This is a genomic window from Mycolicibacterium arcueilense (assembly GCF_058536225.1).
This window is the reverse complement of record NZ_JBZTYL010000022.1, coordinates 313559-339674: the sequence shown is the minus strand read 5'-3', so window position 1 is coordinate 339674 and position 26116 is coordinate 313559. Positions and strand designations below refer to the sequence as shown.

General features: G+C 67.7%; 21 protein-coding genes and 1 tRNA gene. 10 read left to right on the top strand and 12 right to left on the bottom strand.

Annotated features, from left to right (window positions below; translation table 11 throughout):
• Positions 1-37 precede the first annotated feature (37 nt).
• Complete coding sequence (lysX, locus tag AC4LGL_RS22705) at positions 38-3367, top strand: bifunctional lysylphosphatidylglycerol synthetase/lysine--tRNA ligase LysX (RefSeq protein WP_491840729.1); 3330 nt, start codon at positions 38-40, stop codon at positions 3365-3367.
• A gap of 47 nt (positions 3368-3414) precedes the next feature.
• Positions 3415-4776 (top strand): alpha/beta hydrolase, encoded by a 1362-nt coding sequence (locus tag AC4LGL_RS22700; RefSeq protein WP_491840728.1) that lies wholly within the window; start codon positions 3415-3417, stop codon positions 4774-4776.
• Positions 4777-4779: 3 nt separating this feature from the next.
• Here the strand turns inward: AC4LGL_RS22700 and AC4LGL_RS22695 are convergent, their stop codons facing one another.
• Together AC4LGL_RS22695 and AC4LGL_RS22690 are read right to left on the bottom strand one after the other, a co-directional pair.
• A complete protein-coding gene (locus AC4LGL_RS22695; RefSeq protein WP_491840727.1) occupies positions 4780-5871 on the bottom strand; it encodes a hypothetical protein in 1092 nt (363 codons plus the stop codon).
• Complete coding sequence (locus tag AC4LGL_RS22690; RefSeq protein WP_491840726.1) at positions 5868-7208, bottom strand: hypothetical protein; 1341 nt, start codon at positions 7206-7208, stop codon at positions 5868-5870. The genes AC4LGL_RS22695 and AC4LGL_RS22690 overlap by 4 nt, the downstream gene beginning before the upstream one ends.
• Before the next feature lie 63 nt (positions 7209-7271).
• Here AC4LGL_RS22690 and AC4LGL_RS22685 point away from each other — a divergent pair, with 63 nt between their 5' ends.
• Complete coding sequence (locus AC4LGL_RS22685) at positions 7272-7715, top strand: hypothetical protein (RefSeq protein WP_491840725.1); 444 nt, start codon at positions 7272-7274, stop codon at positions 7713-7715.
• Position 7716: 1 nt separating this feature from the next.
• Here AC4LGL_RS22685 and AC4LGL_RS22680 read toward each other — a convergent pair whose 3' ends face one another.
• The 3 genes from AC4LGL_RS22680 to AC4LGL_RS22670 form a co-directional block, all read right to left on the bottom strand.
• A complete protein-coding gene (locus tag AC4LGL_RS22680; protein WP_491840724.1) occupies positions 7717-8913 on the bottom strand; it encodes a CHAT domain-containing protein in 1197 nt (398 codons plus the stop codon).
• Entirely contained in the window at positions 8910-10655 is a 1746-nt protein-coding gene (locus AC4LGL_RS22675) for a hypothetical protein (protein WP_491840723.1), read from the bottom strand. The genes AC4LGL_RS22680 and AC4LGL_RS22675 overlap by 4 nt, the downstream gene beginning before the upstream one ends.
• A gap of 71 nt (positions 10656-10726) precedes the next feature.
• Positions 10727-11233, bottom strand: a complete 507-nt coding sequence (locus AC4LGL_RS22670; protein ID WP_491840722.1) for a lipoprotein LpqH — start codon at positions 11231-11233, stop codon at positions 10727-10729.
• A 93-nt stretch (positions 11234-11326) separates the two neighbouring features.
• On the opposite strand from AC4LGL_RS22670, the gene AC4LGL_RS22665 reads away from it, so the two are divergent.
• The 3 genes from AC4LGL_RS22665 to AC4LGL_RS22655 are packed head-to-tail and all read left to right on the top strand — an operon-like array spanning position 11327 to position 13431.
• The gene (locus AC4LGL_RS22665) at positions 11327-11698 is read left to right on the top strand and encodes a hypothetical protein (protein ID WP_491840721.1); all 372 of its coding nucleotides are present in this window, start codon (positions 11327-11329) and stop codon (positions 11696-11698) included.
• Positions 11699-11701: 3 nt separating this feature from the next.
• Entirely contained in the window at positions 11702-12865 is a 1164-nt protein-coding gene (locus tag AC4LGL_RS22660) for a winged helix DNA-binding domain-containing protein (protein WP_491840720.1), read from the top strand.
• Positions 12862-13431: a hypothetical protein gene (locus AC4LGL_RS22655; RefSeq protein WP_491840719.1), complete on the top strand. Its 570-nt coding sequence runs from the start codon at positions 12862-12864 to the stop codon at positions 13429-13431. Before AC4LGL_RS22660 ends, AC4LGL_RS22655 begins: the two co-directional genes overlap by 4 nt.
• A gap of 3 nt (positions 13432-13434) precedes the next feature.
• Here the strand turns inward: AC4LGL_RS22655 and uvrA are convergent, their stop codons facing one another.
• Entirely contained in the window at positions 13435-16329 is a 2895-nt protein-coding gene (gene uvrA, locus AC4LGL_RS22650; protein ID WP_491840718.1) for an excinuclease ABC subunit UvrA, read from the bottom strand.
• A gap of 73 nt (positions 16330-16402) precedes the next feature.
• Between uvrA and AC4LGL_RS22645 the strand changes: the two genes are divergently transcribed.
• The gene (locus AC4LGL_RS22645) at positions 16403-17086 is read left to right on the top strand and encodes an MBL fold metallo-hydrolase (protein ID WP_491840717.1); all 684 of its coding nucleotides are present in this window, start codon (positions 16403-16405) and stop codon (positions 17084-17086) included.
• Positions 17087-17099: 13 nt separating this feature from the next.
• Here AC4LGL_RS22645 and AC4LGL_RS22640 read toward each other — a convergent pair whose 3' ends face one another.
• On the bottom strand, positions 17100-17543 hold the full coding sequence (locus AC4LGL_RS22640) for a universal stress protein (RefSeq protein ID WP_055114775.1): 444 nt from the start codon (positions 17541-17543) through the stop codon (positions 17100-17102).
• Positions 17544-17890: 347 nt separating this feature from the next.
• Here AC4LGL_RS22640 and AC4LGL_RS22635 point away from each other — a divergent pair, with 347 nt between their 5' ends.
• The gene (locus AC4LGL_RS22635; RefSeq protein ID WP_491840716.1) at positions 17891-19429 is read left to right on the top strand and encodes a glycosyltransferase family 39 protein; all 1539 of its coding nucleotides are present in this window, start codon (positions 17891-17893) and stop codon (positions 19427-19429) included.
• Position 19430: 1 nt separating this feature from the next.
• Here the strand turns inward: AC4LGL_RS22635 and AC4LGL_RS22630 are convergent, their stop codons facing one another.
• The 5 genes from AC4LGL_RS22630 to uvrB all read right to left on the bottom strand — a co-directional run bounded on the left by AC4LGL_RS22630 (position 19431) and on the right by uvrB (position 24957).
• The gene (locus AC4LGL_RS22630) at positions 19431-20276 is read right to left on the bottom strand and encodes an acyl-CoA thioesterase (protein ID WP_491840772.1); all 846 of its coding nucleotides are present in this window, start codon (positions 20274-20276) and stop codon (positions 19431-19433) included.
• Between the two features lie 60 nt (positions 20277-20336).
• Positions 20337-20407, bottom strand: a tRNA-Cys gene (locus tag AC4LGL_RS22625).
• A 65-nt stretch (positions 20408-20472) separates the two neighbouring features.
• A complete protein-coding gene (locus AC4LGL_RS22620; protein WP_491840715.1) occupies positions 20473-21237 on the bottom strand; it encodes a DUF899 domain-containing protein in 765 nt (254 codons plus the stop codon).
• Between the two features lie 100 nt (positions 21238-21337).
• Complete coding sequence (locus tag AC4LGL_RS22615) at positions 21338-22741, bottom strand: MFS transporter (protein WP_491840714.1); 1404 nt, start codon at positions 22739-22741, stop codon at positions 21338-21340.
• 44 nt (positions 22742-22785) lie between these two features.
• Positions 22786-24957, bottom strand: a complete 2172-nt coding sequence (gene uvrB, locus AC4LGL_RS22610) for an excinuclease ABC subunit UvrB (protein ID WP_491840713.1) — start codon at positions 24955-24957, stop codon at positions 22786-22788.
• A 67-nt stretch (positions 24958-25024) separates the two neighbouring features.
• On the opposite strand from uvrB, the gene AC4LGL_RS22605 reads away from it, so the two are divergent.
• Together AC4LGL_RS22605 and AC4LGL_RS22600 are read left to right on the top strand one after the other, a co-directional pair.
• On the top strand, positions 25025-25531 hold the full coding sequence (locus tag AC4LGL_RS22605; protein WP_491840771.1) for a ribonuclease FAU-1 family protein: 507 nt from the start codon (positions 25025-25027) through the stop codon (positions 25529-25531).
• Positions 25532-25542: 11 nt separating this feature from the next.
• Positions 25543-26115 (top strand): hypothetical protein, encoded by a 573-nt coding sequence (locus tag AC4LGL_RS22600; protein ID WP_491840712.1) that lies wholly within the window; start codon positions 25543-25545, stop codon positions 26113-26115.
• The last annotated feature ends 1 nt before the right edge of the window (position 26116 follow it).

Below are 26116 nucleotides of genomic sequence, written 5' to 3'. Positions count from 1 at the left end.
ACCCAATTGACGGTTTGACCGCCTATTCTCCGGGCGTATGACCGTTATCAGCCGCGGCAGCCGCACCGGGGTCCAGCCCGCGTCGAGGTTCTCCTGGGTTCCCGCAGCAGCCGGCTGGATCGTCGGGGTGATCGCCACTCTTTCGCTGATCGCCAGTGTGTCTCCGGCGGTGCGTTGGTTGATCCAGGTGCCGCGAGAGTTCGTCAACGACTACATCTTCAACTTCCCCGACACCAGCTTCGCGTGGGCGTTCGTACTGGCGCTGCTGGCAGCCGCGCTGGCCGCCCGCAAGCGGATCGCCTGGTGGATTCTCGTGCTCTACATGGTGGGCGCGATCGGCTGGAACCTCGGCGATCTCGCGACCGGCGGCGACCCCGTCGCCGACGACGTCGGCGAGGTCATCGGCGTGGTGTTCCACGTGGTGGCCATCGTCGCGCTGGTGTTGGCGCGTAATCAGTTCTGGGCCAAGGTGCGCCGCGGCGCCCTGCTCAAATCCGCCGTGGTGCTGGTCGCGGGCATGGCGATCGGGATCCTGGCCGCCTGGGCACTGCTGGAGCTGTTCCCGGGCACCCTGCCCCCGGAATGGCGGTTGCTGTACGCGGTCAACCGGGTGAGCGGTTTCGCGACCGTCCCCACGGACGTGTTCGAGGGCTATTCGCATCCCTTCCTCAACGCGATCTTCGGCTTGTTCGGCGCGTTGGCGTTGATGGCCGCGGCGATCGTGCTGTTCCAGTCACAACGTGCCTCCAATGCGTTGACGGGTGAGGACGAATCGGCGATCCGCGGCCTGTTGGAGGTCTACGGCAAGAACGATTCGCTGGGATACTTCGCCACCCGCCGCGACAAGTCGGTGGTGTTCGCGCCCAACGGCCGGGCCGCCATCGCCTACCGGGTCGAGGTGGGCGTGTGCCTGGCCGGCGGCGATCCGGTCGGTGATCCCAAATCGTGGCCACAGGCGATCGCGGCCTGGCTGCAGTTGTGCCAGACCTACGGCTGGGCCCCGGGCGTGATGGGCGCCAGTTCGGCGGCGGCCGAGGCGTTTCGGGCGGCCGGCCTGAACGCCCTGCAACTCGGCGACGAAGCCATCCTGCATCCGGACAACTTCCGGCTGTCCGGGCCCGACATGCGTGCGGTGCGCCAGGCAGTCACCCGGGCCCGGCGCGCCGGCACCACGGTGCGCATGCGGCGCCACCGCGAGCTCGATGAGGCCGAGATGGCCGAGGTGATCCGGCGCGCCGACGCGTGGCGCGACACCGAGACCGAACGCGGCTTCTCGATGGCGCTGGGCCGGTTGGGCGACCCGGCCGACGGTGACTGCCTGCTCGTCGAGGCCGTGCAGCAGCGCGACGGCAACCCCGAGCCCGAGGTGGTCGCGCTGCTGTCGCTGGTGCCGTGGGGCACCAACGGCGTCTCGCTCGACGTGATGCGCCGCTCCCCGCAGTCCCCCAACGGCACCATCGAACTGATGGTGAGCGAACTGTGCATGCAGTCCGAAAGCATTGGCGTCAGCCGGATCTCACTGAACTTCGCAATGTTCCGGTCAGCCTTCCAGCAGGGTGCGCAGCTGGGCGCCGGTCCGGTGGCCCGGCTGTGGCGGGCGCTGCTCGTGTTCTTCTCCCGGTGGTGGCAGCTGGAGACGCTGTACCGCTCCAACATGAAATACCAGCCCGAGTGGGTGCCCCGGTACGCCTGCTACGAGGATGCCCGGCTGATCCCCCGCGTCGGGGTGGCCTCGGTGATCGCCGAGGGATTCCTGGTGTTGCCGTTCTCCCGGCGCAACAAGCAGCACACCGGCGAGCACGTCGCCGCCCCGGCCGATCTGGTGGGTTCGGGCCGGTTGCATCACGACGGCAGCGCACCTGACATGTCCGGGCTGCCGATCGACCCGGCCGACGGCGACGAGCAGCAGCGGCTGCCCGAGCAGGTGCGGGTCCGGATGGCGAAGTTGCGGCAGTTGCAGGCCGCCGGCGTGGACGCCTATCCGGTGGGCCGGGCCCCCAGCCACACCATTGCCGCCGCACTGGAATCGGCCGAGGGGAACACGCTCACCGTCGCCGGTCGCATCCTCCGCATCCGGGATTACGGCGGTGTGCTGTTCGCCCAGTTGCGCGACTGGTCGGGCGAAGTCCAGTTGCTGCTCGACAACGCCCGCCTGACCGAGGCCACGACCGCCGACTTCACCGCAACCATCGATCTGGGCGATCTGATCGAGGTCAGCGGTTCCATGGGTCACAGCCGCAACGGCACCCCCTCCCTGCTCGTCGACAGCTGGCGTTTGACGGGCAAATGCCTCCGCCCGCTGCCGGACAAGTGGAAGGGTCTGACCGACCAAGAGGCTCGGGTGCGGGCCCGCTACGTGGACCTGGCCGTCAACACCGAGGCACGGGACTTGATCCGGGCCCGCAGCGGCGCCCTGCATGCCATCCGGGAAACGTTGTACGCCAAGGGTTTCCTCGAAGTCGAAACGCCGATCCTGCAACAGATCCACGGCGGAGCCAACGCCCGGCCGTTCCTGACCCACATCAACGCCTACGACCTGGACCTGTATCTGCGGATCGCACCCGAGCTCTATCTCAAGCGGCTGTGCGTCGGCGGCGTCGAGCGGGTCTTCGAACTGGGCCGCGCATTCCGCAACGAGGGCGTGGACTTCAGCCACAACCCGGAGTTCACCCTGCTGGAGGCCTACCAGGCGCACGCCGACTACAACGTCTGGATCGACGGCTGCCGCGAGCTGATCCAGAATGCCGCTCAGGCCGCCAACGGGGCCCAGGTCTTCCAGCGGCCGCGCGCCGACGGAGTCCTCGAGCCGGTCGACATCTCGGGCCGGTGGGCAGTCAAGACCGTGCACGACGCGGTGTCGGAAGCCCTCGGCGAGCACGTCACCGTCGAGACCGACCTGGCCACCCTGCGCAGGCTCTGCGATGCGGCGCACATCCCCTATCTGACCCACTGGGACGCCGGCGCGGTGGTGTTGGAGATGTACGAGCACCTCGTCGAGGACCGCACCGAAGAGCCGACGTTCTACAAGGACTTCCCCACCTCGGTGTCGCCGTTGACCCGCCCGCACCGCAGCATCCCTGGAGTTGCCGAACGTTGGGATCTGGTCGCCTGGGGTGTGGAACTGGGCACCGCCTACAGCGAGCTCACCGACCCCGTCGAACAGCGCCGCCGGCTGCAGGAGCAATCGTTGCTGGCCGCCGGCGGTGATCCCGAGGCGATGGAGCTCGACGAGGACTTCCTGCAGGCCATGGAGTACGCGATGCCGCCGACCGGCGGTCTCGGGATGGGCGTGGACCGTGTGGTCATGTTGATAACTGGCCGTAGCATCCGCGAAACGCTGCCGTTTCCGCTGGCCAAACCTCGTTAGCAGGCTCCTCACAGCCAGTCCCAAGATTGGGCGGCGACGATATTGCTGTGACCTTCACTCACCACCTGTCCTTGATGCACGGCTGGGTTCCGACCAGCATCCAAGTCATCACCGCCGTGGTGTTGATCGCCGCAATCGGTTGGCGTACCCGCCGCTGGGCCCTCATCTGGCTGCCGTTCGCCGTGGCGGTCGGCGGCATCCTGGTCGCGGGCACCAACTGGTACATCGAGTCCGAGGGGTTGGCGGGAAACCCGGCGCCGCGGTCCCTGTGGGTGTGGATCGCGCTGACCGGTGTGGCGGTCGTGGTTCTGGCTGCCGGCTGGCGCGGCAGCAAGTGGTGGCGGCGCGGTTCCGCCGTCATGGCAATCCCGCTGACGCTGCTGTGCACGGCACTGGCGCTGAACCTGTGGGTCGGCTACTTCCCGTGGGTGCAGACCGCGTGGAACCAGTTGACCGCCGGGCCACTGCCCGACCAGACCGATCAGGTCACGGTGACCGCGATGCAGCGCCAGGGCACGATCCCCGCCAAGGGCAGTGTGGTCCCCGTCGAAATTCCCAACACGGCTTCGGGTTTCCGGCATCGCGGCGAGTACGTGTACCTGCCGCCGGCGTGGTTCGCCTCCAATCCCGCGCCGAAGTTACCCACCGTGATGATGATCGGCGGCGAGTTCAACACCCCGGCCGACTGGATGCGGGCCGGCAACGTGATCAAGGCGATGGACGATTTCGCCGCCGCCCACCACGGTTACGCGCCCGTGCTCGCGTTCGTCGACCCGGGTGGCACCTTCAACAATGACACCGAATGCGTCAACGGCAAGCGCGGAAACTCCGCCGACCATCTCACCAAAGACGTTGTCCCCTATATGAACAGCCACTACGGCGTCAATCCGGCGGCCGCCGGGTGGGGTATCGTCGGCTGGTCCATGGGTGGCACCTGCGCTGTGGACCTCGCGGTCATGCACCCTGAGTTGTTCAGCGCGTTCGTCGACATCGCGGGTGACCTCGGCCCGAACTCGGGAACCAAGGCGCAGACCATCGACCGGTTGTTCGGCGGCAGCGCCGCCGCCTGGGACGCATTCGACCCGAGCACCGTGATCAACCGACACGGGCCATACGACCAGATGGCCGGCTGGTTCGACGTCAACGACACGTCCACGCCGGGCAAACCCGCAGCCCACGCCAACGACCAGGCCAAGGCCGCCAACGCACTGTGTGCGCTCGGGTCGAAACACGGCATCGAGTGCGCAGTGGTGACCCACCAGGGCACCCATGACTGGCCGTTCGCCAGCCACGCGTTCACCGCGGCCCTGCCCTGGCTGGCCGGCGCGATCGGTACCCCGCAGGCGCCCGCAGTCGGACTGCCGCAGTCGTCACCCTCGGCAGCGTTCATCCAGACGGCCGCCAAATAGCGGTCAGTAGTCGGATTCGGCCGCGCGGATCTCAGCCAGAAAGGCGTCGGTACCGGGCACGGTCAGCCGGGCCCGCGCGAATGCCCGCACCCGGTCGCGGTCGGAGGAGGACTCGCCGACGCCGGCGGCCCCGACCCGCACCGAGGTGTGAGACCAGTCCAGGTTCCAGGCCTGGGTTTCGGTGAGCGGCTGTCCCTCCGGATCGTGCAACTCCAGTACCGCACGACCCGAGACATCGAGGAAACCGGAAGCGGCGCAACCGTTACCGCGTATCTCCACCTCGATACCCAGCGGCGAATCCAGCCCCGAAAGCGCCACCTGCACCTCCGCGGCAACCACCGCACCGGCCGCCGTCACCGACCACTCGATGGTGCCCTCGGCAGCGTCGAACACACCGGGCGGCACCGCCGACCATGCGACGGTGCCGGTGCCGCGGGCGATCAGTCCGGCCGCAACCGCACCCTCGCCGGCGCCCGCCGCCAGGGCGTAGTCGTCGCGCTGCGGTGCCGCCTCGACGGGGTCCGGCCAGTCGAGCCCGACCTCACCGGCCAGCTCCCGGCATTCCTCGACCAGCGCCGCAATCCGCGGATCACCCTGGTCGGCAAAAGAACTCAACACGCCGAGATGTGGCGCCAACAGGCCTGCAACGTCGGAATCCAGGGTGTCGTCGGTGAAGAAATCCTCGGCGCGCACCGTCAGCAGTGCCAGTTCCGCGTCGAGCACCGGGCGCTCCAGTGCCGCGATGCCGTCCCGGTCACTCGCCGGCCACCACCGCCGCAGCCAGTGCCCGATTGCCAAGCGCCGCAAGGTGTCCGTCGTACCGGGCGCCATCTCGACCCCGGCCAGGTCCACCGGCTCCCCGGACTCCCGGTGACGTAGTGCGTCCAAGAGCGCAACATGACCGGACTCGCCGACCACCCGCCACAGCCAGTCCGCGCGCTCGGGGTTGGTGAAGGCGATGGAAGGTGGTTCGCCGACGCCCTCGTCCACCACCCAGGACAGAACGGCGCCGCTGACCTCGAGAACCGCGACAACAGGCACGTCGCCGGTGTGCGGACCGGTGCTCCACAGCCCGCCTTCAGGAGCCAATCTCACTCTGCCACCTGCACTTCCAGCATCGCCTTGATCCGCTGGCGGTGGTCGAGGCTGACCGATCTGGCCACACCTTCCAGCAGGGACCGCAGGTCGTCGACATCCGCGCAGGACTCCTGCCAGACATCGCGGCCGTGCAACCGCGCCCAGAGCCGGCTCAGATAGGGACGGCAGAAGGCGGCAAGATCATCGACGACCTGCCGTTGACGCGGGTGCACCGCGGCACCGTCCGCCAGATAGCGGCGGGCGTGCAGCACGTAGGCCTCCTTGGCCAGCCGGGCCTGGATACGCGCCGACAGCTGGTAGCGGCCCGCGGCCGACGCGTCGAGCGGATGCAGGTCGGTGGCGACCTCGATGCCCGCGAGCAGCCCGGCCTGTTTGTCCTCGGCCAGCAGCCCCCACGGGGCGCAGGCCCGGTCCACCTCCTCGGCGCACAGCAACGGGATGTCGGGTAGTTCGTCGCGGTCCAATGCCCGGCGCAACGTCGCCCGCACCCGGTCCACCACGGTGCGGTCCAGCGGGCGGTCTCCTTCGGCAGGGCCGTCGATCGTCGGGTGCTGTTGCGGCTGAGTTGAACTCAGCCCGATGTCGACGATCGACCACGGCAGCTCGGCGCCCGCGTCGCGTGTCCCGGCGCCCAGGTTGTGCGGCGTGGCGTCGGCCACCAGCGCCGACCACACCCGCCGCCGCGCCGCCTCGGCACGGTGGCTGTCGGCCGGGCCGAGCACGGTCGCCAGGCCGGCGAAGAATGGACCGGTGATGGCGTCGGAAGCCACGACGTCATGCCAGCTGCGGTCGAGTTGACGACGTAACCGGTCGACGACGTGCGGATCGGCCACGTGCTGGTTGAGAGCCTCGGTGGCGGTGCGGTCACGGCCCTGGTGGAGATCGGCCAGTACCTCTGCGGCGACGTCTGCCCGGTCCGAGGCCGGGGCACCTCGGGTCACCGCGAGTTCGAAACACACCGGGAAATAGAGCTCCTGGGCGTTGCCGGTGGTGATGCGCAGTCGTCGGCGCTGCTGTTTGAGCTCGGTGAACCAGGCTGCGGCGGCCCGAAGTTGCGGCGCGTTGCGGAGCATCTGCGCGTGCAGTTCGGCCGCCACCTCGGGAGCCAGCACCGGCGCCGAATAGTGGGTGTTGCTGCGCAGCCTGAGCACCAGCGGGTCGATGATCCGTTTGACCGTCCGGCGTAGCGGCCCGCCGTCGTCGCCGCTGAACACTTCGACCCCCGGTCCCAGAGCGCGCCAGGCACGATTGATCACCGCCCGGCGCGGTTGGGCAGCATCCACACCCGAAACGGGGCCGGCCTGCGCCCCAGACGTTTCGGACCCGATGCTCACCGGCACCAGGATAGAGGCCGAAGTTGGGTTCGGTAGCGGCCGCTCGGCCGGACCCTTGGGGACATGACCGACACCGTGCTGCTCGCCGTCCTGTGCCTGTTCTGCGCCGGCGCCGCGCTGAGCGCCACCCGCCGGGTGCGGCGTGTCTGCCACAACGACGAGGTCGACGAGCGTCTGGTCACCCTCGGGGAGCTGGTGGCCGAGTTCGACCACATGCTGATCCGCAAGGGACTCATGACCCAGGTGCAGATCGAGTTGATCCGCACCGGCACCCGGTCACGCGGAATCATCACCGGAATGCGGGCAACCGGGACCATCCGCGAGGACTACCGCGAGATCGAACTCGACCTGATGGTCAGCCGGCGCGACGGCGGTCAGTTCCCGGTGCGTCAGCGCACGCTGATCCCGGCGTCCGCGCTGGCGAAGGTGTCACCGGGCAACGTGATCGATGCGTACTACCGGCCGGGCGATGAGAACACGGTGGCCGTCTGCGTCACCCCCACCTGACTCAGCGGGCGCCGTCGACGGTGAAGGTGGCCAGAGCGGCCCAGTGCAACGGGCTGGCGGTCCGGTCGCCGTCACGCCACCGGCGCATCATCGCCCGCTGCCAGCGGTTCACCGCCAGGCCCGCGTCGTGCTCGCGATGAGCCAGATCCACCCCGACGATGGTGTCCGTCATCGGGTCGGCCGCGGGGCCTTCCGGACTGAACTGGCGGAACCCGGCCGTGGTCGGCAGCGACCACAAGGTCGCGGTCACCAGTTGCGCACCACCCAGGATCATCGCGGCCACCAATCCGGCGGCCTCGTCGAACCGGTAGTCACCGCCGGATGCGCACGCCAGCAACGCCACTCGGGGCGGAATCGGCAGCTGTGTCGCGATCATCTCCCCCGCGGTCAGCGGCCGTGCCTCGGCCAGGTGCAGGGCCGCACGATCGGCGTGCCCGGCGACACCGTCTGCCGCGCTGGCATGCCCGACGTAGAGCAGCCGGCTCGGGTCCTGTGCGCAGGCTTCGGCCAACCAGCCCCGGTCGGTATCGGTGCGCCGGAACAGCTCGACGGCCGCGTCGGCGTTCGGCAGGACCGTGTCGCTCACCAGCTCATCGAAATGCTCCGACAGTGGCGTCTGCGGCGATGGGCGGCCCAGCACCGAGCCCAGCGCCGAATCCGGTCGCTGCCCGGGAATCCGGGGATCCAGGACCAGCACCGGTGGACGGTCCTGGCGTTCAGCCCAACGGGCCGGGCTTCGGGGCGCATGAACGATGTTGGGCGGCACCGCCATCAGCACGTCCACCAGCTCCATCAGCCGGAAGCCGTGGGGACCCGGCATCGCCAGCTGGCCCCAGGGCACCCGGCCCAACCGCGGGCTCGGCGTCACGAACAGCACCGGACGGATGTCGGCGACGCGGTCAGCGAGCAGTTGCCAGGCGTCCATGCCGATCAGATTCGAACCGAGCACGCGGGCCAGCTCGAATTCGCTCTCCGGGGTCGCGAACGCGCCGGTGACCACGGCCCGTTCCACTGCCTCGGCGGGCGTTTCGGTACCGATCGGATCCGGCAGCGCCGGGTTGAACAACGTCTCCACCGCCTCCATGTGCGGTTCCTCGATCACCCACGTCACCGAACGCTGCGGCTCCCCCACCACGCGCAGGCTGACGTAGGTGGCGATGCCGACGTCGGCGAAACGCATCACCAGCGTGTCGGTCATGGCCAGGTCGTCCAATCCGCGCCGGGTGCGGTGACGTCCCGCCCATACCGCTGCAGCGCCAGCTCCCGGTAGTGGCTCAGAATCGGGCCCGAACTCGGGTCGATCCGCAGCGGCGGCAACGGTCCGAGCCGCGTCAACGAGCCTTCGGCGTCGACCGGTGCCGCCGCGGCCGCGACGGCGAGTTGCGGGGCGAGTTCGGCCTCGACCGGAACGACGGCCGTCGCCGTCTCCGCCCATTCGGCGGACTGCTCTGCATCGACCGCTCCGTCTGCAGTGAAAGTTCCTCGTGCACTGTGATATTCGATCAGCTCACAGGTGAGCTCGGTATTGTCCGATTCCCAGGCCACCGCGAATGCCCCCGCCAGCAAGGGCGCCGAGACACTGCCGGCCCACCGGGCCCTGGCCCCGGCGTCGGTGATCGTGTACCGCACCGAATCAACCGCCAGGGCCGCAGGCACCTTCAGGTCGGCGGCCCGGCCCAGCTTGACCATCCCCCGACGGTACTTGCGGCTACCCGGGCGGCAGTTGAACGTGCCGGTCCCCGCGGCATGCCGAGCCTCGACCTGTTCCCAGCTCTGCCCCGGTTTGCCCAAACCGTCGAAGCCCATCTCGGCCAGCGCGTCGGCCCGCCAGATGTTGCCCAGGTGCGCATCGAGCCGGGCGTACTGCAACCAGCTGTGCCGCGGCGACGCGTCGAGCAGCGCCCTGGCTTCCTCCACCATCGCGATCGCCTCGTCGAAGGCGCCGCGGAACAAGGCGATCCAACTGCGCTGCAGCAGAATTCGGTGAATATGCAGGGGCCGCTCGATCTCGCGCCAGTGCCGCTCGGCATGGTCCCAGCATTCGTCGGCCTCCCGCAACCTGCCCAGTCCCACCCGGATCAGGCCGAAGTACAGCCAACTCCGCGATACATCATGGGCGCGGGCGTGCTCGGCGATCACCGGGTAGGCCTCGGTCACCAGATCCTGGGTCTCGGCGTACTGACCAGCTGTCCAGGCGGCGGCCCCCCGTTCGAGCTGGGCGCGGGCGGTGGCGAGTCTCCAGCCCCGGGCCTGCGCACGGGCACCGGCCCGGCGCAACCATGGCTCGGCCTCGTCCAGGCGACCAGACTCGATGCAGAACCGACCGTAGCCGAGCGCTCCGGTGACGAACAGGTGATCGGCCTCGGCGTCGTCGGGGGTGGGCCCCGGATTCTGCAGTACCTCGAGCACCTCGGCCCACACCGGCACCGATGCGGCATACAGATCGTCGTCGCACAGACTGCTCGCGATCAGAATCCTGGTGTGGCAGATCAGGTTACGATGCTCGTGTCGCAAATCGTCGAAGTCTCCGACGGTTTCGATCAGGGTCTCCAGATGCGCTGCGGCACCGTCATGATCGCCGCGGGCGGCAGCCAGCCCGGCTTCGAGGAACTCCAGCCGGCGGGCGTAGCGGCAGGTCATGTGATCGATCTCGGCGTCGGACATGGTGGTCTGTGCGGCAAGATCGGGCCGTTGCCCCGACCGGATCGAGAGGTAGATCGCCAGAGTGTCGCGGATCCGGGAAATGCTCTCCGCCACACCGTCATAGGCGGTCCGTACCAGGAAGATCTCGCCGAGCTGGGCGAACACCTCGAAGGCATAGTCGTCGCGGTCGGCCTGCTCGATCCGGGGTAGCAGCGACAGCAGGAGGTCGTGGGCAGCACCCTCGTCGGCGGCCAGCGCCAGGTGACGTGCGCGGTCGAGATCGCCGACGATGGTCACCTCTGCACCATATAAAAGGTGCGGGCGCGCCCGGCAGGTGGTCCGCCGGGCACGCCCGCAATGTCGGGAGATCAGCTGCAGGACACCGTGATGGTGAACGGCTTGCTGATCATCCCGGCCATCGGGTTCTTCATATCGGCGCCCGACGCCTCACCGGTGATGGTGTAGGTGTCCCCGTCGACCTTGACCTCGGCAGAGCCAACCTTGACACCCATCGCCTCACTCACCGCGAGTGCGCTTCCGTCGAAGACCAGGCCGAGCGACTCGACCTTCGGGGTGGCCTCGTCGGTCATCACCACACCCAGGCCCTGCTGGCCGCCGATCGCGGCGCTGCCGATGTTAATCTTGCCGCCCTGCTTCACACAGCTGACCGAGTTGAGATCGAGACCGGCCAGGTCCGCACCGTCGACCTTGACCTGGGTGTTGCCCCCGGTGCTGACCTTGGCTTCACCGGCCGGCTGAGTCGCCGAGGCGGCACGCTTGTCCGCGGGCTTGTCGGCGGGCTTGTTGTCCGAGCAGCCCACCAGCACCGCACCGGTCGCGAGCAGTCCCATGGCGCCTGCGATAACTCGATTCATGCTCATTCCGTCTTCCCCTTCGTCTCACGTTGCCCCGATGGCTCCGTCCTGTGCTCAAGTGAAGGCGGGCCCAAGTGCTACCGATCCCAAGAAATGTCGGTTGCCGCAGGTAACGTGGGTTTCGTGACAAAGGACCCAGAGCAGCCGGATCAGCCCGAAGAAGCCGAGGAGCCCGCCGCGGTGGAGGGTGAGATTGTTCCCGCGGCCCCGGAGCCAGCCCCGGCCACGGGTCCGGCCGCACCGGTCGAGGTGCCCGACACCGGCTACACCGCCGCCGGGGTGCCGACGTTCGACGCGGTCCGGGAGAAGATCGAGACCCGGTACGGCACCGCGATCGGGTCGGCGGAGCTGGCGGCCGAGACTCCGGAGGGCCGCTCCGTCGAGGAGCAGTACGAGAAGCGCCAGCAGGCGGCAGCCGAGCGCCTGCAGCAGATCCGTGAGTCCATGCACAAGGACGACACCTGATCCGTGCGCACATTCACCCTTGCCGAGCGGCGGGCCCGGCTGGCCCGGCGCCATTTCCTGAGCCAACCAGCGTCCTCCGTCGACGACACTGCGCGCGCTTTCGTCGGCCTCCACGCGACTGATCCCTCGACCCCTTACCTGTCCCTGTTTGCGCGGCTGCCCGGCTTCGCCGTCGACGATCTCGACGGCGAGCTGTACCAGCAGCGCACGCTGCTCAAACACCTCGCGATGCGCCGCACGCTGTGGATGGTGCGCACCGAGGACCTACCGCTGGTGCAGGCCGGGGCCAGTGACCGGGTAGCCGGCAACGAGCAGCGCAAGCTCGTCGGCGATGTGGAGAAGGCCGGGGTGGCCGCCGACGGCACCCAATGGCTGCACACCGCGGGCCAGGCGGTCCTGGCCCATCTACGTGAGCACGGGCCGACCCCCGCATCCCAGCTGCGCATCGCACTACCCGAACTCGCCGGAAGTTTCGACCCGGCACCGGGAAAGCGCTGGGGCGGGGAGACTCCGCTTTCCCCAAGGGTTTTGACGGTGCTCGGGGTGCGCGGCGAGATCGTCCGTGGCCCCAACGACAGCGGCTGGACAAACTCACGGCCACGATGGGCGGTCACCTCCGACTGGCTCGGGACGACGGTGCCGACAGCAGAGCCCGACCATGCCCGCGCCGAGTTGGTGCGCACCTGGTTGCGTACGTTCGGCCCCGCCACGGTCACCGACATCAAGTGGTGGTTCGGCAACACCCTGACCTGGGCCCGCCACGCCCTACGCGATATCGGCGCGGTCGAGGTCGATCTGGACGGCACCACGGGCTACGTGCTGCCCGACGACCTCGACGTCGAACCCGAGGCTGAGCCGTGGGCGGCTCTGCTCCCTGGCCTGGACGTCACCACCATGGGGTGGTTCGACCGCGACTGGTACCTCGGCGCCCATCGCCCAGAGGTGTTCGACACCAACGGCAACGGCGGGCCGACCGCCTGGTGGAACGGCCGGATCGTGGGCGGCTGGGGCCAGGACGCCGACGGCCGCGTCCAGCTGCACCTGTTGGAGGAGGTCGGCCGCGACGGCACCCGCGCGCTACAACAACGCGCCGATACGCTCACGGACTGGCTGGCCGGTGCTCGTGCCAATCCCCGCTTCCCGTCGCCACTGTCAAAGCGCTCATGACGCGGTTAGCCGGTTGGGTGCTGTTGGCGCTGGCCGGCTGCGCGGTCCTTGGCCTGCTCTACGGCATGAGCTTTCCGGGTGAACCGTCCGATGCGTTCTATATCGGCGCCTTGGCGCTCGTCCCGTTGTTCATCATCTGGTGCGGCGTGGGCATCGCGCTGCGAGGACAGGCAGGCCGGCGGGACCGGACCGTGGTGCTGGCGAGCCCGGCGCTGGTGGTCGTCGGCATCGGGCTGGCGTGCACAAGCGTTCCGCTGCAACTGCATTGGCGGGTCGCGCAGTCAGCGTTCGAGGCGGCCCTGACGGCATTCGAGAGCGATGAAACCTTCGGACACCAGCCCCACCGCATCGCCGGATACACCGTCGAGGACGTCTCGCGCCGCACGGACAACTTCATCGACTTCTCGCGCCGCGACGACATGAACGGCTCGGACGGGTTCACCTACAGCTTCGACGGCAGCGCGCCTCAGACCGTGCACCACGTGGCGAGCGACTATGTCATGGCCTCGGTGAAACGCCTTGGTCCGCACTGGTTCGCGTTCCAGAGCTACCACACCATGAACTGAGCGTCAGGCGCTGACCTTGCGCCGCTTGGGTTTCGGTGCCGGCACATCGATGAGCTCGGCGAGGAACTGACCGGTGTAGCTGTCCGGGTTGGCCGCCACATCCTCGGGCGTGCCCTGCGCCACGACCGTGCCGCCCCCGGCCCCGCCCTCGGGACCCATGTCGACTATCCAGTCCGAAGTCTTGATCACGTCGAGGTTGTGCTCGATGACGATCACCGTATTGCCCTTGTCGACAAGACCGTTGATCACCTTGAGCAGCTTGCGGATGTCCTCGAAGTGCAGGCCGGTGGTCGGCTCGTCGAGGATGTAGACCGTGCGCCCGGTGGACCGCTTCTGCAATTCGGCAGCGAGCTTGACGCGTTGCGCCTCACCGCCGGACAGGGTCGGGGCGGGCTGGCCCAACCGCACGTAGCCCAGACCGACGTCGACGAGGGTCTTGAGGTAACGGTGGATCGAGCTGATCGGCTCGAAGAACTCGGCGGCCTCCTCGATCGACATGTCCAGCACCTCGGCGATGGTCTTGCCCTTGTAGTGCACCTCAAGGGTTTCCCGGTTGTACCGGGCGCCCTGGCACACCTCGCACGGCACATAGACGTCGGGCAGGAAGTTCATCTCGATCTTGATGGTGCCGTCACCCGAGCAGGCCTCACACCGGCCGCCCTTGACGTTGAACGAGAACCGGCCCGGCTGGTAACCGCGGACCTTCGCCTCGGTGGTGGCGGCGAACAGGGACCGGATCTTGTCGAACACCCCGGTGTAGGTGGCCGGGTTGGACCGCGGCGTCCGGCCGATCGGTGACTGGTCGACCCGGACCAGCTTGTCGAGCTGATCGAGCCCGTTCACCCGGGTGTGCCGGCCGGGCACCTGCCGCGCACCGTTGAGCTTGTTGGCCATCACCGAGGCCAGAATGTCGTTGACCAGGGTCGACTTGCCCGAGCCGGACACCCCGGTGACCGAGGTGAGCACGCCGAGCGGGAACGCGACGTCGATCTCCTTGAGGTTGTTCTCCCGAGCCCCGACGACGGTGACCTGACGACGCTTGTCGGTGGGCCGGCGGATCGCCGGGACCTCGATGCTCTCCTTGCCGGAAAGGTAAGCGCCCGTGATGGATTCGGGATTTGTCAGCAGATCCTGATAGGTGCCGCTGTGCACGATCCGGCCGCCGTGCTCACCGGCCGCCGGGCCGATGTCGACGACCCAGTCCGCGTGGGCGATGGTGTCCAGGTCGTGTTCGACGACGATCAGGGTGTTGCCCAGATCCCGCAAGCGGACCAGGGTGTCGATCAGCCTTCGGTTGTCCCGCTGGTGCAGGCCGATGGACGGCTCGTCGAGCACGTAGAGCACGCCGACCAGACCGGAGCCGATCTGCGTGGCCAACCGGATGCGCTGCGCCTCACCGCCGGACAGCGTCGCGGCAGCCCGCGACAGCGACAGGTAGTCCAGCCCGACGTCGAGCAGGAACCCGAGCCGCGACTGGATCTCCTTGAGCACCTGCCCGGCGATCGCCTGCTCACGTGTGCCCAGCGTCAGATCGTTCAAGAAATCAGCGCAGTCTGCGATCGACAGCTCGGCCACCTCGGCGATGGACTTCGCGCCGTGATCGCCGGCGGTCATGGTCACCGCGAGAATCTCGGGCTTGAGCCGCGTGCCGTTGCACTCCGGGCACGGGATGTCGCGCATGAAGCCCTCGTAGCGTTCCTTCATCTGCTCCGAGTCGGTCTGCTCCATGCGGCGCTGCAGGAACGCCATCACGCCTTCGAAATCCGCGTAGTAGGACCGCGTGCGGCCGTAGCGGTTCTTGTACCGGACGTGGACCTGGTGATCCGAGCCCTCCAGAATCGCCTTACGTGCCTTGGCGGGCAGCTTCTTCCACGGGGTGTCGATGTCGAAACCGAGCTGATCACCCAACCCGGACAGCATCCGGGTGAAGTACTCGGCACTCTGGCCCACCGCCCAGGGCGCGATCGCGCCGCCGGCCAGGGTCAGCTCAGGGTCCGGCACCACCAGTTCGGGGTCGACCTCCTTGCGGATGCCCAGACCCGTGCACTCCGGGCAGGCGCCGTACGGCGAGTTGAACGAGAACGACCGGGGTTCAAGATCATCCACGGCCAACGGGTGGCCGTTGGGGCAGGCCAGCTTCTCGGAGAAACGCTGCTCCCGGTGCGGATGGTCATCCTCGCGGTCCACGAATTCCAGCACCACGATGCCGTCGGCCAGATTCAGCGCCGTCTCCACCGAATCGGTGAGCCGCTGCTTGGAGCTGGCCTTGACCGTCAGACGGTCGACGACCACCTCGATGTCGTGCTTTTCCTGCTTCTTGAGCTTGGGCGGATCGGTCAGCGGGTGCACCACGCCGTCCACCCGCACGCGGCTGTAGCCCTGACTGTTGAGCTTCTCGAACAGGTCGACGAACTCGCCCTTGCGGGTGCGGACCACCGGCGCCAGTACCTGGAAGCGCAGGCCCTCATCCATCGCCAGGACCTGGTCCACGATCTGCTGCGGGGTCTGCCGGGCGATACGCTCACCACACACCGGGCAGTGCGGGGTGCCCGCGCGGGCGTACAGCAGACGCAGGTAGTCGTAGACCTCGGTGATGGTGCCCACGGTCGACCGGGGGTTGCGGTTGGTCGACTTCTGATCGATGGACACCGCAGGCGAGAGGCCCTCGATGAAGTCGACATCGGGCTTGTCCATCTGGCCGAGGAACTGCCGGGCGTAGGCCGACAGCGACTCGACATAGCGGCGCTGCCCCTCGGCGAAGATGGTGTCGAAGGCCAGCGAGGACTTGCCGGACCCGGACAGGCCGGTGAACACGATCAGCGCATCACGCGGTAGATCGAGGTCGACTCCCCGCAGATTGTGCTCGCGCGCACCCTTCACGATCAGGCGGTCAGCCACGCGTTTCCTTTCCCACGACAGACTTCACGCCCATGCTATGTGCGCCCACCGACAAGCCGGATACGGTGGCGCTATGACCAGCCCCCACATCGCGGTTGACGACACGTACACCGGTCACCAGGAGCCGCAGACCGCGGCCAGGCGCACCCTGCCGAACGCCTCGATCATCAAGGTGTCGGTGGGCCCAATGGACAACAACGCCTACCTGGTGACCTGCAATTCCACCGGAGAAACGCTGCTCATCGACGCCGCCAACGACGCCGAGGTGCTGCTGGACGTGATCAAGCAGCAGACGCCCAAGCTGTCGCTGATCGTCACCAGCCATCAGCACTTCGACCACTGGCAGGCGCTGGAAGCTGTGGCAGAGGTCACCGGAGCGCCGACGGCCGCCCACTCCCTGGACGCCGAACCACTGCCCGTGACGCCCGACCGGATCCTGGCCGACGGCGACACGATCACGATCGGCGACCTGTCGTTCGACGTGATCCATCTCCAGGGTCACACCGAGGGCTCGGTCGCCCTGGCCCTGAAATCACCCGACGGCGTGACCCACCTGTTCACCGGCGACTGCCTGTTTCCCGGCGGGGTCGGCAAGACCTGGCAGCCCGGTGACTTCGAGCGGTTGCTGGGCGATGTGAGCACCAAGGTGTTCGACGTCTACGACGACCGCACAGTCGTGTACCCCGGCCATGGAGACGACACCACGCTCGGCGCCGAACGTCCCCATCTCGGGGAGTGGCGCGAGCGCGGTTGGTAAGTCAGGCAGCGGCTCAGCTGGTGTGGACGATGAGCACGTCGGTCTTGGACCGGCGTGCCACGTTCGCGGGCACCGAACCCAGCAGACGGCCGGCAATCGTGCTCAGGCCGACGTTACCGACCACCAGCAGATCCGCCTGAACGTCCTCGGCCAGCTCGACGAGCGCATCGACCGGAGCGCCCACAACCGGCCGCTCCTCGATTTCCGTGGCGCCGGCGGCCTTCGCGCGGTCGGTCGCCTCGCGGAGGATGGCGTAGATGGGCGCGTTACCCGCCATCTTGTAGCCCTCTTCCTTGAGCACATCGGCGGCACGCTGATCTTCGCTCTGGGGGAAGTACGCGGTTGCCACGATCAGTTTGGCATTCGAGCCTGCGGCAATCTGACCGGCGCGGTCGACTGCACGCAACGACGAATCAGATCCGTCCGTGCCGACCACCACGGTTCGATACGCGCTCATCAATACCCTCCCACTGTCAGTTGCAACGCCACCCGAGACAGTAACCCGTCGCCGCTGACCAGGGGCGCAAATCACGACACCCGCACGGACAGCCGACAACTGGACCCACTATTGGCATCCCGGTCCGGCGAACCGGCCCTGATATTAACTCGCAGAGGCGCAAATTCGGTGCCGACCGTGACGTAGTCGACGTCGGCCGAATCCAGGTTGTCGCCAGGACGATTCACCGCGGGAGTGATCCAGCTCATCTGTCGGGACCGCCTGGCAATAGCACTGTCGGATAAAGCGAGTCGGCTCTCCTCAGGTTATTGTTTGCCATCACTTGAGGGGGTGACACCGTCGCTGACGTGGATCTATCGCTGAATGAGCGCGCCGACGGCGCGGACCGGCGCGTCGGTCGAGACACCCGATTCGACGCTCTGGCGGTGGCGGTATTTGCCGTCGTGCTGTGCGCGGCGGGAGCCGCCCGTCCTTCGCTGTGGTTCGACGAGGCGGCCACCATCTCGGCTGCTACCCGATCGGTACCGCAGCTGTGGGACCTGCTCGGCCACATCGACGCGGTGCACGGGCTGTATTACCTCGGCATGCACGGCTGGTTCAGCATCTTTCCGGCGACGGAGTTCTGGTCCAGGTTCTCCAGCTGCCTGGCCATCGGCGGCGCCGCCGGCGGAGTCGTGGTGCTCGGCCGACAGTTCGGCTCCCGCACGCTATCGGTCTGTGCGGGAATTCTTTTCGCGATGCTGCCCAGGATCACGTGGGCAGGTATCGAGGCCCGCTCCTACTCGTGGTCGACGCTGGCCGCGGTGTGGCTGACCGTTCTGCTCATCTGCGCCATCCGGCGTGACCGCCGTGCGCTGTGGCTGTCATACGGTGCGCTGCTGGTGGTTTCGGCCGTGCTGAACATCTTCGTGGTACTGATGGTGATTCCACACGGTGTGGCCGTCGCGATCCTCTGTAGCCGAAGTCGCACCCGCATCAGGTGGGCCTCGGTGACAACCGCAGCCATCCTCGTCCTGGTTCCGTTCGTCCTGTGGTGTCGCTCGCAGAGCTTCCAGGTCGGGTGGATCTCACATTTGGGTCTGCATACCGTCGTCGAAGTCCTGGTCAGGCAATATTTCGACCACAGTGTGGCGTTCGCGGTACTGGCAGCCGCCGTGCTGGGCGCACCGCTGGTGGTCAGGAGGCTGCGGCCCACCGATGACGGCACCCGACGGCTGGTGCTCGTGGCGACGGTGTGGGTTGTCGCCCCGACAACGGTGTTACTGGTGTATTCGGCTGTTGCCCAACCGCTTTACTACCCTCGCTACCTCAGTTTCACCACGCCGGCGATGGCGCTGCTGCTCGCCGTGTGCGTGGTAGCCGTGGCTCGGAGCAGGGAGTGGATCACGGCCGTACTGGCGGTGTTCGCCGTCGCGGCAACACCCAACTATCTGATGGTGCAGCGCGGCCCCTACGCCAAGGAGGGCATGGACTTCAGCCAGGTCGCCGACGTCATCTCGGCACACTCCTCCCCCGGCGACTGCCTCATCTTCGACAACACCACCTCATGGAAGCCGGGCCCGATCCGCCCGCTAACCGCCGCCCGGCCAGCCGCGTACGCCGACCTTGTCGACCCCGGCCGCGGCGCCCCGGCCTGGAAACGAAATCGGTTGTGGGATGCGCATCTCGGGATCTGGGGCGTCGCCGACGAGGTGCGCCGTTGCACCGTCTTGTGGACGGTGTCCGAACGCGACCCGTCGGTACCGAGCCGACAGAGCGGAGCCGCCTTGAAGCCCGGGCCCCGACTGGACCGGGCCCCGGCCTATCAGGTGCCCGAAAGCATGGGTTTCCACATCGTCGAACGCTGGCAGTTCAACTTCGCCCAGGTGGTCAAGTCCACCCGGTGAGTCAGTCGCGACGACGGCCGAAGTACATCTCCTGCGCCGTCGAGCACACCAGGTTCCCGGCGCGGTTGTACAGAGTGGCACTGGCCAGGCCCCGGCCGTTGATTCCGCTGGGCGAAACCTGGTCGGACAACACCCAATCCGTCAGATCGGCCGGGCGATGGAACCAGATCGCCAGGTCGATCAACGCAGAGAAGACACTGACCTGGGTGGCGCGCCGCATCGTCACCGTCGTATCGAGCACCGCCGTGCCCGAAAAGTACGTCAGCAGACAGCTGTTCACGATCGGATCGTCGGTCACGGGTTCGGCCGGGCGCCACCACATCCGGGTGCGCTCCGGAGGTTCCGGCAGATCGATCGCCAGCCGCGGCGGCGGGTCGATGTAGCGCCGCTCGATCCACTGCGGGCGCACCCAGTACCCGCCGGCCTCATCGGCGAACGCCTGCAACTGCTCCTCCACCGGGGGCAGGGTCTCGGGATCGGGTACTTCGGGCCGGGGTTGCTGGTAGTCGGCGGCATCCATGTCGACGCTGAACGAGACCAGAGCTTCCAGCAACACCTCGCCATCTTGGCGGCCGATGACGCGGCGGGTGGACAGCGATCCGCCGTCACGCAGGGTGCTCACCTCCATCTGCACCGGATACCGGGCATCACCGGCCCGCAGCAGGTAGACGTGCAGGCTGTGCGGCAATCGGCCGGGAACGGTCCGACTGGCTGCCATCAGCGCCTGGGCGGAGATGTGGCCACCCACGATGTGATGGCTCGGGTTGTCCCGCTGTTCGGCGACGAAGATCCCATCACCCGACTCCACGAGGTCGAGCGTGGACAGGACGTCGGCAAGGGGCAACATGGGCACGGCAGCATTATTCGATGCAGCCCCCGCCCGTTAGCGGGCGGGGGCTCTCATCCGAGCGAGTGACGGGATTCGAACCCGTGTAAACGGCTTTGCAGGCCGGTTCCTAGCCACTCAGACACACCCGCATCGACTGGCTACTGTGCCAGCCGCTTCAACGCGGGCCCATAGTTTCGATCTCAATGATCACTAATTAGTCGGAGTCCCCCACCGGCCTGCCGACCGCTGGTCCGCCTTGCGGCCACCCGGCCGGCGAGTCCTCCCACGCTTCCTGCCGTCCGTACGGGGTGAGGTCGAGGAAGGGGTATCCCACGGCGCTGTGGTCGAGGCCGCGGGCGAACGCCGAGTAGGTATGGAACACCTCGTCGCCGCGGCGCAGGAAGACACTGGCCCCGGGCCAATCACCGCGCAGGTCGTCGTCACTGAAACCGTCGGCGCGCAACTCGTCGGCGGACTTGTAGTTGTATTCGATTGGGGCACGGGCCGGGTCGAGCGTCACGTGGTAGTCGTACGTGAAGTCACCGTCGCGCGACGAGTACCAGGGGAACGTCCAGCCGTGGCTGTCGCGGTAGGCCGCGATGCTGGCGTACGGCGCGCGGGACACACAGGCGAAGGTGACGTCCTTGCCGTGCAACAGCTCTCGATCCTCTTCGGTGAAGGTGAGGTCGGCAGCGGCCGTGCAACTGGGACATCCGGCATCGATCGCGTCGATCCACATGAAGTGGTGGATGTAGAGCTGGCTGCGGCCCTCGAACATGCCAAGGAGCGTCACTTCCCCGTCGGGACCCTCGAACGTGTAGTCCTTCTCCACCTTCACCATGGGCAACCGACGGCGTTCGGCGTTGACCGCGTCGCGCAGGTGCGTCGACTCACGTTCGCGGGCCAGCAGTTTCCTGCGCGCCTCGAGCCACTCGTCCCGGGTGACCGCATCTGGATAGGCATTCAGTGTCAGCGGCATCGAATCACTCCTCGTGTTGGTCCTATACGAGTGAGACTCGCGGCGCCGCCGAAACTCATCGCGCACGAGGGCGCGCAAAGTGTGGACGTTTCGCGGCGTGTCAGGGAGCAGACACGCACGCTCGCCGTGCAGAACGGAACGAGGCGAGGGCACCGACGGTGGCGAGCACCGCAAATGCGGCGAACAGCCAGCGCGCTGCGGCCGCGTCCGCGGTAGCGCTGAGGTTGACGACGACTCCAGCCAGACCCGCGCCGAACGCCCCGCAGATCAGTTGCACGGTGTTGATCGCCGCCGCCGCGGCCGGCCCCTCGGCGGGGTCGTCGACGCTGCCCATGGCCCAGGCGGACAGGTGAGGCCAGGCGATACCGATCCCGGCACCCGTGACCACCAACGCCACCGCCCACGCCCCGACCAACCACGGCGTCATGCCGTCCCGGATCAACAGCGCACCCAAGGCCAGACCGGCCGCCATCACCAGGGGCGCGACCGCTACCGTGCGCCCGATCGCGCGCCGGCTCTGCAGCGACGCGCTGACGATCTCCCCCGTGGTCCAGCCGACCGACAGCACTGCGCCGAAGAATCCCGCCATCACCGGAGTCAGGTGCCCCAGACGTTGACCGAATAGCGGCACATACATGTCCACCATGGTGGCGGCCATCAGCACCCCGAGGCTCAGGTAGATCCACTTGAGCGGACCGGGCCGGAATGTGCTGGGCGGCAACACCGATGCCCTGCCGCGGCGGTCGACATACAGGGACCCGGCCACCAGTGCCAGCCCGACACCGAGCAGTGCTGCGGTCCCCCTCCAGTCGTGCGGGATACCCGCCACGCTGACCGACATCGCCGCGGCACCCAACAGGGCCAGCGACCACACCGGAATACCGGGCGCCGGAGCCGATGCCGTCCCCCGGGCGGGCAGGGCGACCGGCACCAGGACCGCCATCGCGACCGTCAGGATCACCAGCACACCGAACGCCCACCGCCAGTGCCCGAACTGCGCGAACAGTCCGCCCGCCGCCGGACCGATCAGTGTGCCGACGCCCCACATCGCCGACACCAACGCGGATGCCTTGGTCCACAACGTATTCGGCAGCGCCGTGTTGATCACCGCGTAACCCAGGCCGGCCAGCAGTCCACCGGCGAAGCCTTGCACGGTGCGTCCGAGAAGCAGGATCTCCATGCTGGGGGCCAGGGCACAGCCCAGGCTTCCGGCACCGAACACTGTGAGCCCCAACAGGTATGCATGTCGGGGGCCCAACCGCATCAGCAGCGAGTGCACCGTGGTGGCCGCGACCACCGACGCGACCAGGTACACCGTCGTCACCCAGGCGTAGAACCGCTGCCCGCCGATGTCGTCCACCGCACTGGGCAGCAGGCTGATCGTCAGGAACTCGTTGGTCGCGTACAGCAGCACGCCGCCGGCCAACACGGTGGACGCGCCCAGATAGCGGGCACCCAACAACTGGCGCCAGGTCCCGGTATCGGGCGTCACGGTATCGGTCACACCGATGACGCTAGAAGCTGAACCGCCGTTGAGGTCAACTCTGGTTACTTCAGGCCGGCGGCGTCCATCCCTCGCAGCTCCTTCTTCAGGTCCTGGATCTCGTCGCGGATGCGCGCTGCCAGTTCGAACTGCAGATCGCGAGCGGCCGTCATCATCTGCTCGGTCAGATCCTTGATCAGATCGGCCAATTCGGCCCGTGGCATGTTCGTGGTATCGCGCCCCTCCACGATGCCGGCACTGACCGACCGCCCGGGTTCACCCTGAGCGCGCCGGCCACGCGAGGCGTTGCGTCCCGAACCGCCGACCTCGACGGACTCGGTGTCGTCCGCCTCGCGGTACACCTGGTCGAGAATGTCGGCGATCTTCTTGCGCAGCGGCTGCGGGTCGATCCCGTTGGCCTCGTTGTAGGCGACCTGCTTGGCGCGGCGGCGTTCGGTCTCGTCGATCGCCTCACGCATCGAGTCGGTGATCTTGTCGGCGTACATGTGCACTTCGCCCGACACGTTGCGCGCCGCGCGGCCGATGGTCTGGATCAGGCTGCGCGTGGAGCGCAGGAACCCCTCCTTGTCGGCGTCGAGGATCGCCACCAGCGACACCTCGGGAAGGTCCAGACCCTCACGCAGCAGGTTGATGCCGACCAGTACGTCGTACTCGCCGAGGCGCAGCTGCCGCAACAACTCGACCCGCCGCAGGGTGTCGACCTCCGAGTGCAGATACCGGACCTTGATGCCGAGCTCCAGCAGATAGTCGGTGAGGTCCTCGGCCATCTTCTTGGTCAGCGTGGTGACCAGCACGCGCTCGTCGCGCTCGGTGCGGGTACGGATCTCGCCGATCAAGTCGTCGATCTGGCCCTTCGTCGGCTTCACCACCACCTGAGGGTCGACCAGACCCGTCGGGCGGATCACCTGTTCGACGAACTCACCGCCGGCCTGGCTGATCTCGTAAGCACCCGGAGTGGCCGACAGGTACACCGTCTGCCCGATCCGATCGGCGAATTCTTCCCAGGTCAGGGGCCGGTTGTCGACAGCCGAGGGCAGCCGGAAGCCGAAATCGACCAGGTTGCGCTTGCGCGACATGTCGCCCTCGTACATGCCACCGATCTGGGGCACGGTGACGTGGGACTCGTCGATGACGAGCAGGAAGTCCTCGGGGAAATAGTCCAGCAGTGTCGCGGGCGCCGAGCCGGCCGGCCGGCCGTCGATGTGGCGCGAATAGTTCTCGATGCCCGAGCAGAACCCGACCTGCTTCATCATCTCGACGTCGTAATTGGTGCGCATCCGCAGCCGCTGGGCCTCCAGCAGCTTGCCCTGCCCCTCCAACTCGGCCAGCCGCGCCTCGAGCTCGGCCTCGATGGTGGAGATCGCATGCTCCATCCGCTCCGGCCCGGCCACATAGTGCGTGGCCGGGAAGATCCGCAACGAATCAACCTGGCGGACGATGTCCCCGGTCAGCGGATGCAGGTAGTACAGCGCCTCGATCTCGTCGCCGAAGAACTCGATCCGCACGGCGAGCTCCTCGTAGGAGGGGATGATCTCCACCGTGTCACCGCGCACCCGGAACGTGCCGCGGGTGAACGCCACGTCGTTGCGGTTGTACTGGACGTCGACCAGCAACCGCAGCAGCCCGTCGCGTGGCACCTCCTGACCGACCTCCAGCTCGACCGAGCGGTCGAGGTAGGACTGCGGCGTGCCCAGGCCGTAGATGCACGACACCGAAGCCACCACGACCACGTCGCGCCGCGACAGTAGGCTCGACGTCGCCGAGTGGCGCAACCGCTCGACATCGTCGTTGATCGAGCTGTCCTTCTCGATGTACGTATCGGTCTGGGCGATGTACGCCTCGGGTTGGTAATAGTCGTAGTACGAGACGAAGTACTCAACAGCGTTGTGCGGCAACATCTCCCGCAATTCATTGGCGAGCTGCGCGGCCAGCGTCTTGTTCGGCGCCATCACCAGGGTGGGCCGCTGCAACCGCTCGATCAGCCAGGCCGTGGTGGCCGACTTTCCGGTACCGGTGGCGCCGAGCAGCACGACATCATGTTCGCCGGCCTTGATCCGGCGCTCGAGTTCGTCGATCGCCGCCGGCTGGTCACCGGCCGGGTCGTACTCACTGACCACCTCGAACCGGGCACCGGTGCGGACGAGACCAGCCACGGCATCGGCCGCCGGTCGGTACTCCGAATGCGCGAGCACAGGATGTTCGGTCGCAAAGGCCATGCTCACCAGCGTAGAACTGTGCACCGACAACTTCCGCCTGCGTTCGCTCCCCGCGTAGGCTTGGCCCATCCACCCGCCCAAGCACGAGACATTCGACCTGGTGGCCCGCACGAACACCGACCCCAAGGGCATCGTGCGGGCCGTCGACGTCTACACGGTCGAGCCCTGGGGCCTCTACATGGCCCGGCCGACGCCCGGCCGAGCCCAGTTCCACTACCTGGAATCGTGGTTGCTGCCCTCGCTCGGGCTGCGGGCCAGCGTGTTCCATTTCAGCCCCGGCCACGAGCGTGACCAGGACTTCTACCTCGACATCGGTAGCTACACCGCGGGTCCGTCGGTGTGGGACTCCGAGGACCACTACCTGGACCTGGTGATCCGCACCGGGCGCGGCGTCGAGCTGTGCGACGTCGACGAGCTGCTCACCGCCGTCCGCCATGGATTGCTGAGTCCGGAGGTGGGAGAACAGGCGGTGCAAACCGCGGCGACCGCGATCGAGGGCCTGGCGAGCTGCGGCTATGACCTGGATCGGTGGCTGTCCGGCAACGGAATGGCCCTGACGTGGCGGGGAGCGTAAGGTCAGGATTCATGAGCTCAGCTAAGTACATCTGGGGAGCCCTCCCCGCGCTGGCAGGACTGCTCACCGGCGCACTGTTGATCCCCGCCGCGGCACAGGCCGACCCGGAGGCCCCGCCCCAGGTGGAACCGCTGCCCGACCAGCAGCTACACAACGTCACTTACCGCGCCAGGATCGACGGCGTCTCGCGCAACGCGACCATCGCCTACAAGATCGACGACGACAACATCAACACCGCCGACCCGTCCATGCTGCCGGGCCGGATCTTCGAAGCCACCGGTGTGGTGTCCGATCCGGAGACGGCCGGGATGGCGGTCCGCATCGACTGGCCGTACTCGGCGAACCTGCACTGCGAGATCCTGGTGGACGACCAGCTCATCGCGCAGGCCGACACCTTCGTCGGCCCGCGTCTGACCCGGCCCAAGGACGATCCGAGCTACGGCAGCCTGCCCTGCGGCGCCCCGTTGAGCGCGCCGGTACCGGGCACCATCGCCGACACCGTGCCGCCGAACACCGATGCCGCACTCCCGCAGGCCGACCCCGCAGTCCCGCCGCCGGCAGAAGCTGAGCCGCCGGCGGCGTAGC

What these genes read in the sequence shown, in the direction of transcription:
- lysX (WP_491840729.1), top strand. Translation starts at nt 38, where the DNA reads ATGACCGTTATCAGCCGCGGCAGCCGCACCGGGGTCCAGCCCGCGTCG.
- AC4LGL_RS22685 (WP_491840725.1), top strand. Translation starts at nt 7,272, where the DNA reads ATGACCGACACCGTGCTGCTCGCCGTCCTGTGCCTGTTCTGCGCCGGC.
- AC4LGL_RS22680 (WP_491840724.1), bottom strand. Translation starts at nt 8,913, where the DNA reads ATGACCGACACGCTGGTGATGCGTTTCGCCGACGTCGGCATCGCCACC.
- AC4LGL_RS22670 (WP_491840722.1), bottom strand. Translation starts at nt 11,233, where the DNA reads ATGAATCGAGTTATCGCAGGCGCCATGGGACTGCTCGCGACCGGTGCG.
- AC4LGL_RS22665 (WP_491840721.1), top strand. Translation starts at nt 11,327, where the DNA reads ATGTCGGTTGCCGCAGGTAACGTGGGTTTCGTGACAAAGGACCCAGAG.
- AC4LGL_RS22655 (WP_491840719.1), top strand. Translation starts at nt 12,862, where the DNA reads ATGACGCGGTTAGCCGGTTGGGTGCTGTTGGCGCTGGCCGGCTGCGCG.
- AC4LGL_RS22645 (WP_491840717.1), top strand. Translation starts at nt 16,403, where the DNA reads ATGACCAGCCCCCACATCGCGGTTGACGACACGTACACCGGTCACCAG.
- AC4LGL_RS22640 (WP_055114775.1), bottom strand. Translation starts at nt 17,543, where the DNA reads ATGAGCGCGTATCGAACCGTGGTGGTCGGCACGGACGGATCTGATTCG.
- AC4LGL_RS22630 (WP_491840772.1), bottom strand. Translation starts at nt 20,276, where the DNA reads ATGTTGCCCCTTGCCGACGTCCTGTCCACGCTCGACCTCGTGGAGTCG.
- AC4LGL_RS22620 (WP_491840715.1), bottom strand. Translation starts at nt 21,237, where the DNA reads ATGCCGCTGACACTGAATGCCTATCCAGATGCGGTCACCCGGGACGAG.
- uvrB (WP_491840713.1), bottom strand. Translation starts at nt 24,957, where the DNA reads ATGGCCTTTGCGACCGAACATCCTGTGCTCGCGCATTCGGAGTACCGA.
- AC4LGL_RS22600 (WP_491840712.1), top strand. Translation starts at nt 25,543, where the DNA reads ATGAGCTCAGCTAAGTACATCTGGGGAGCCCTCCCCGCGCTGGCAGGA.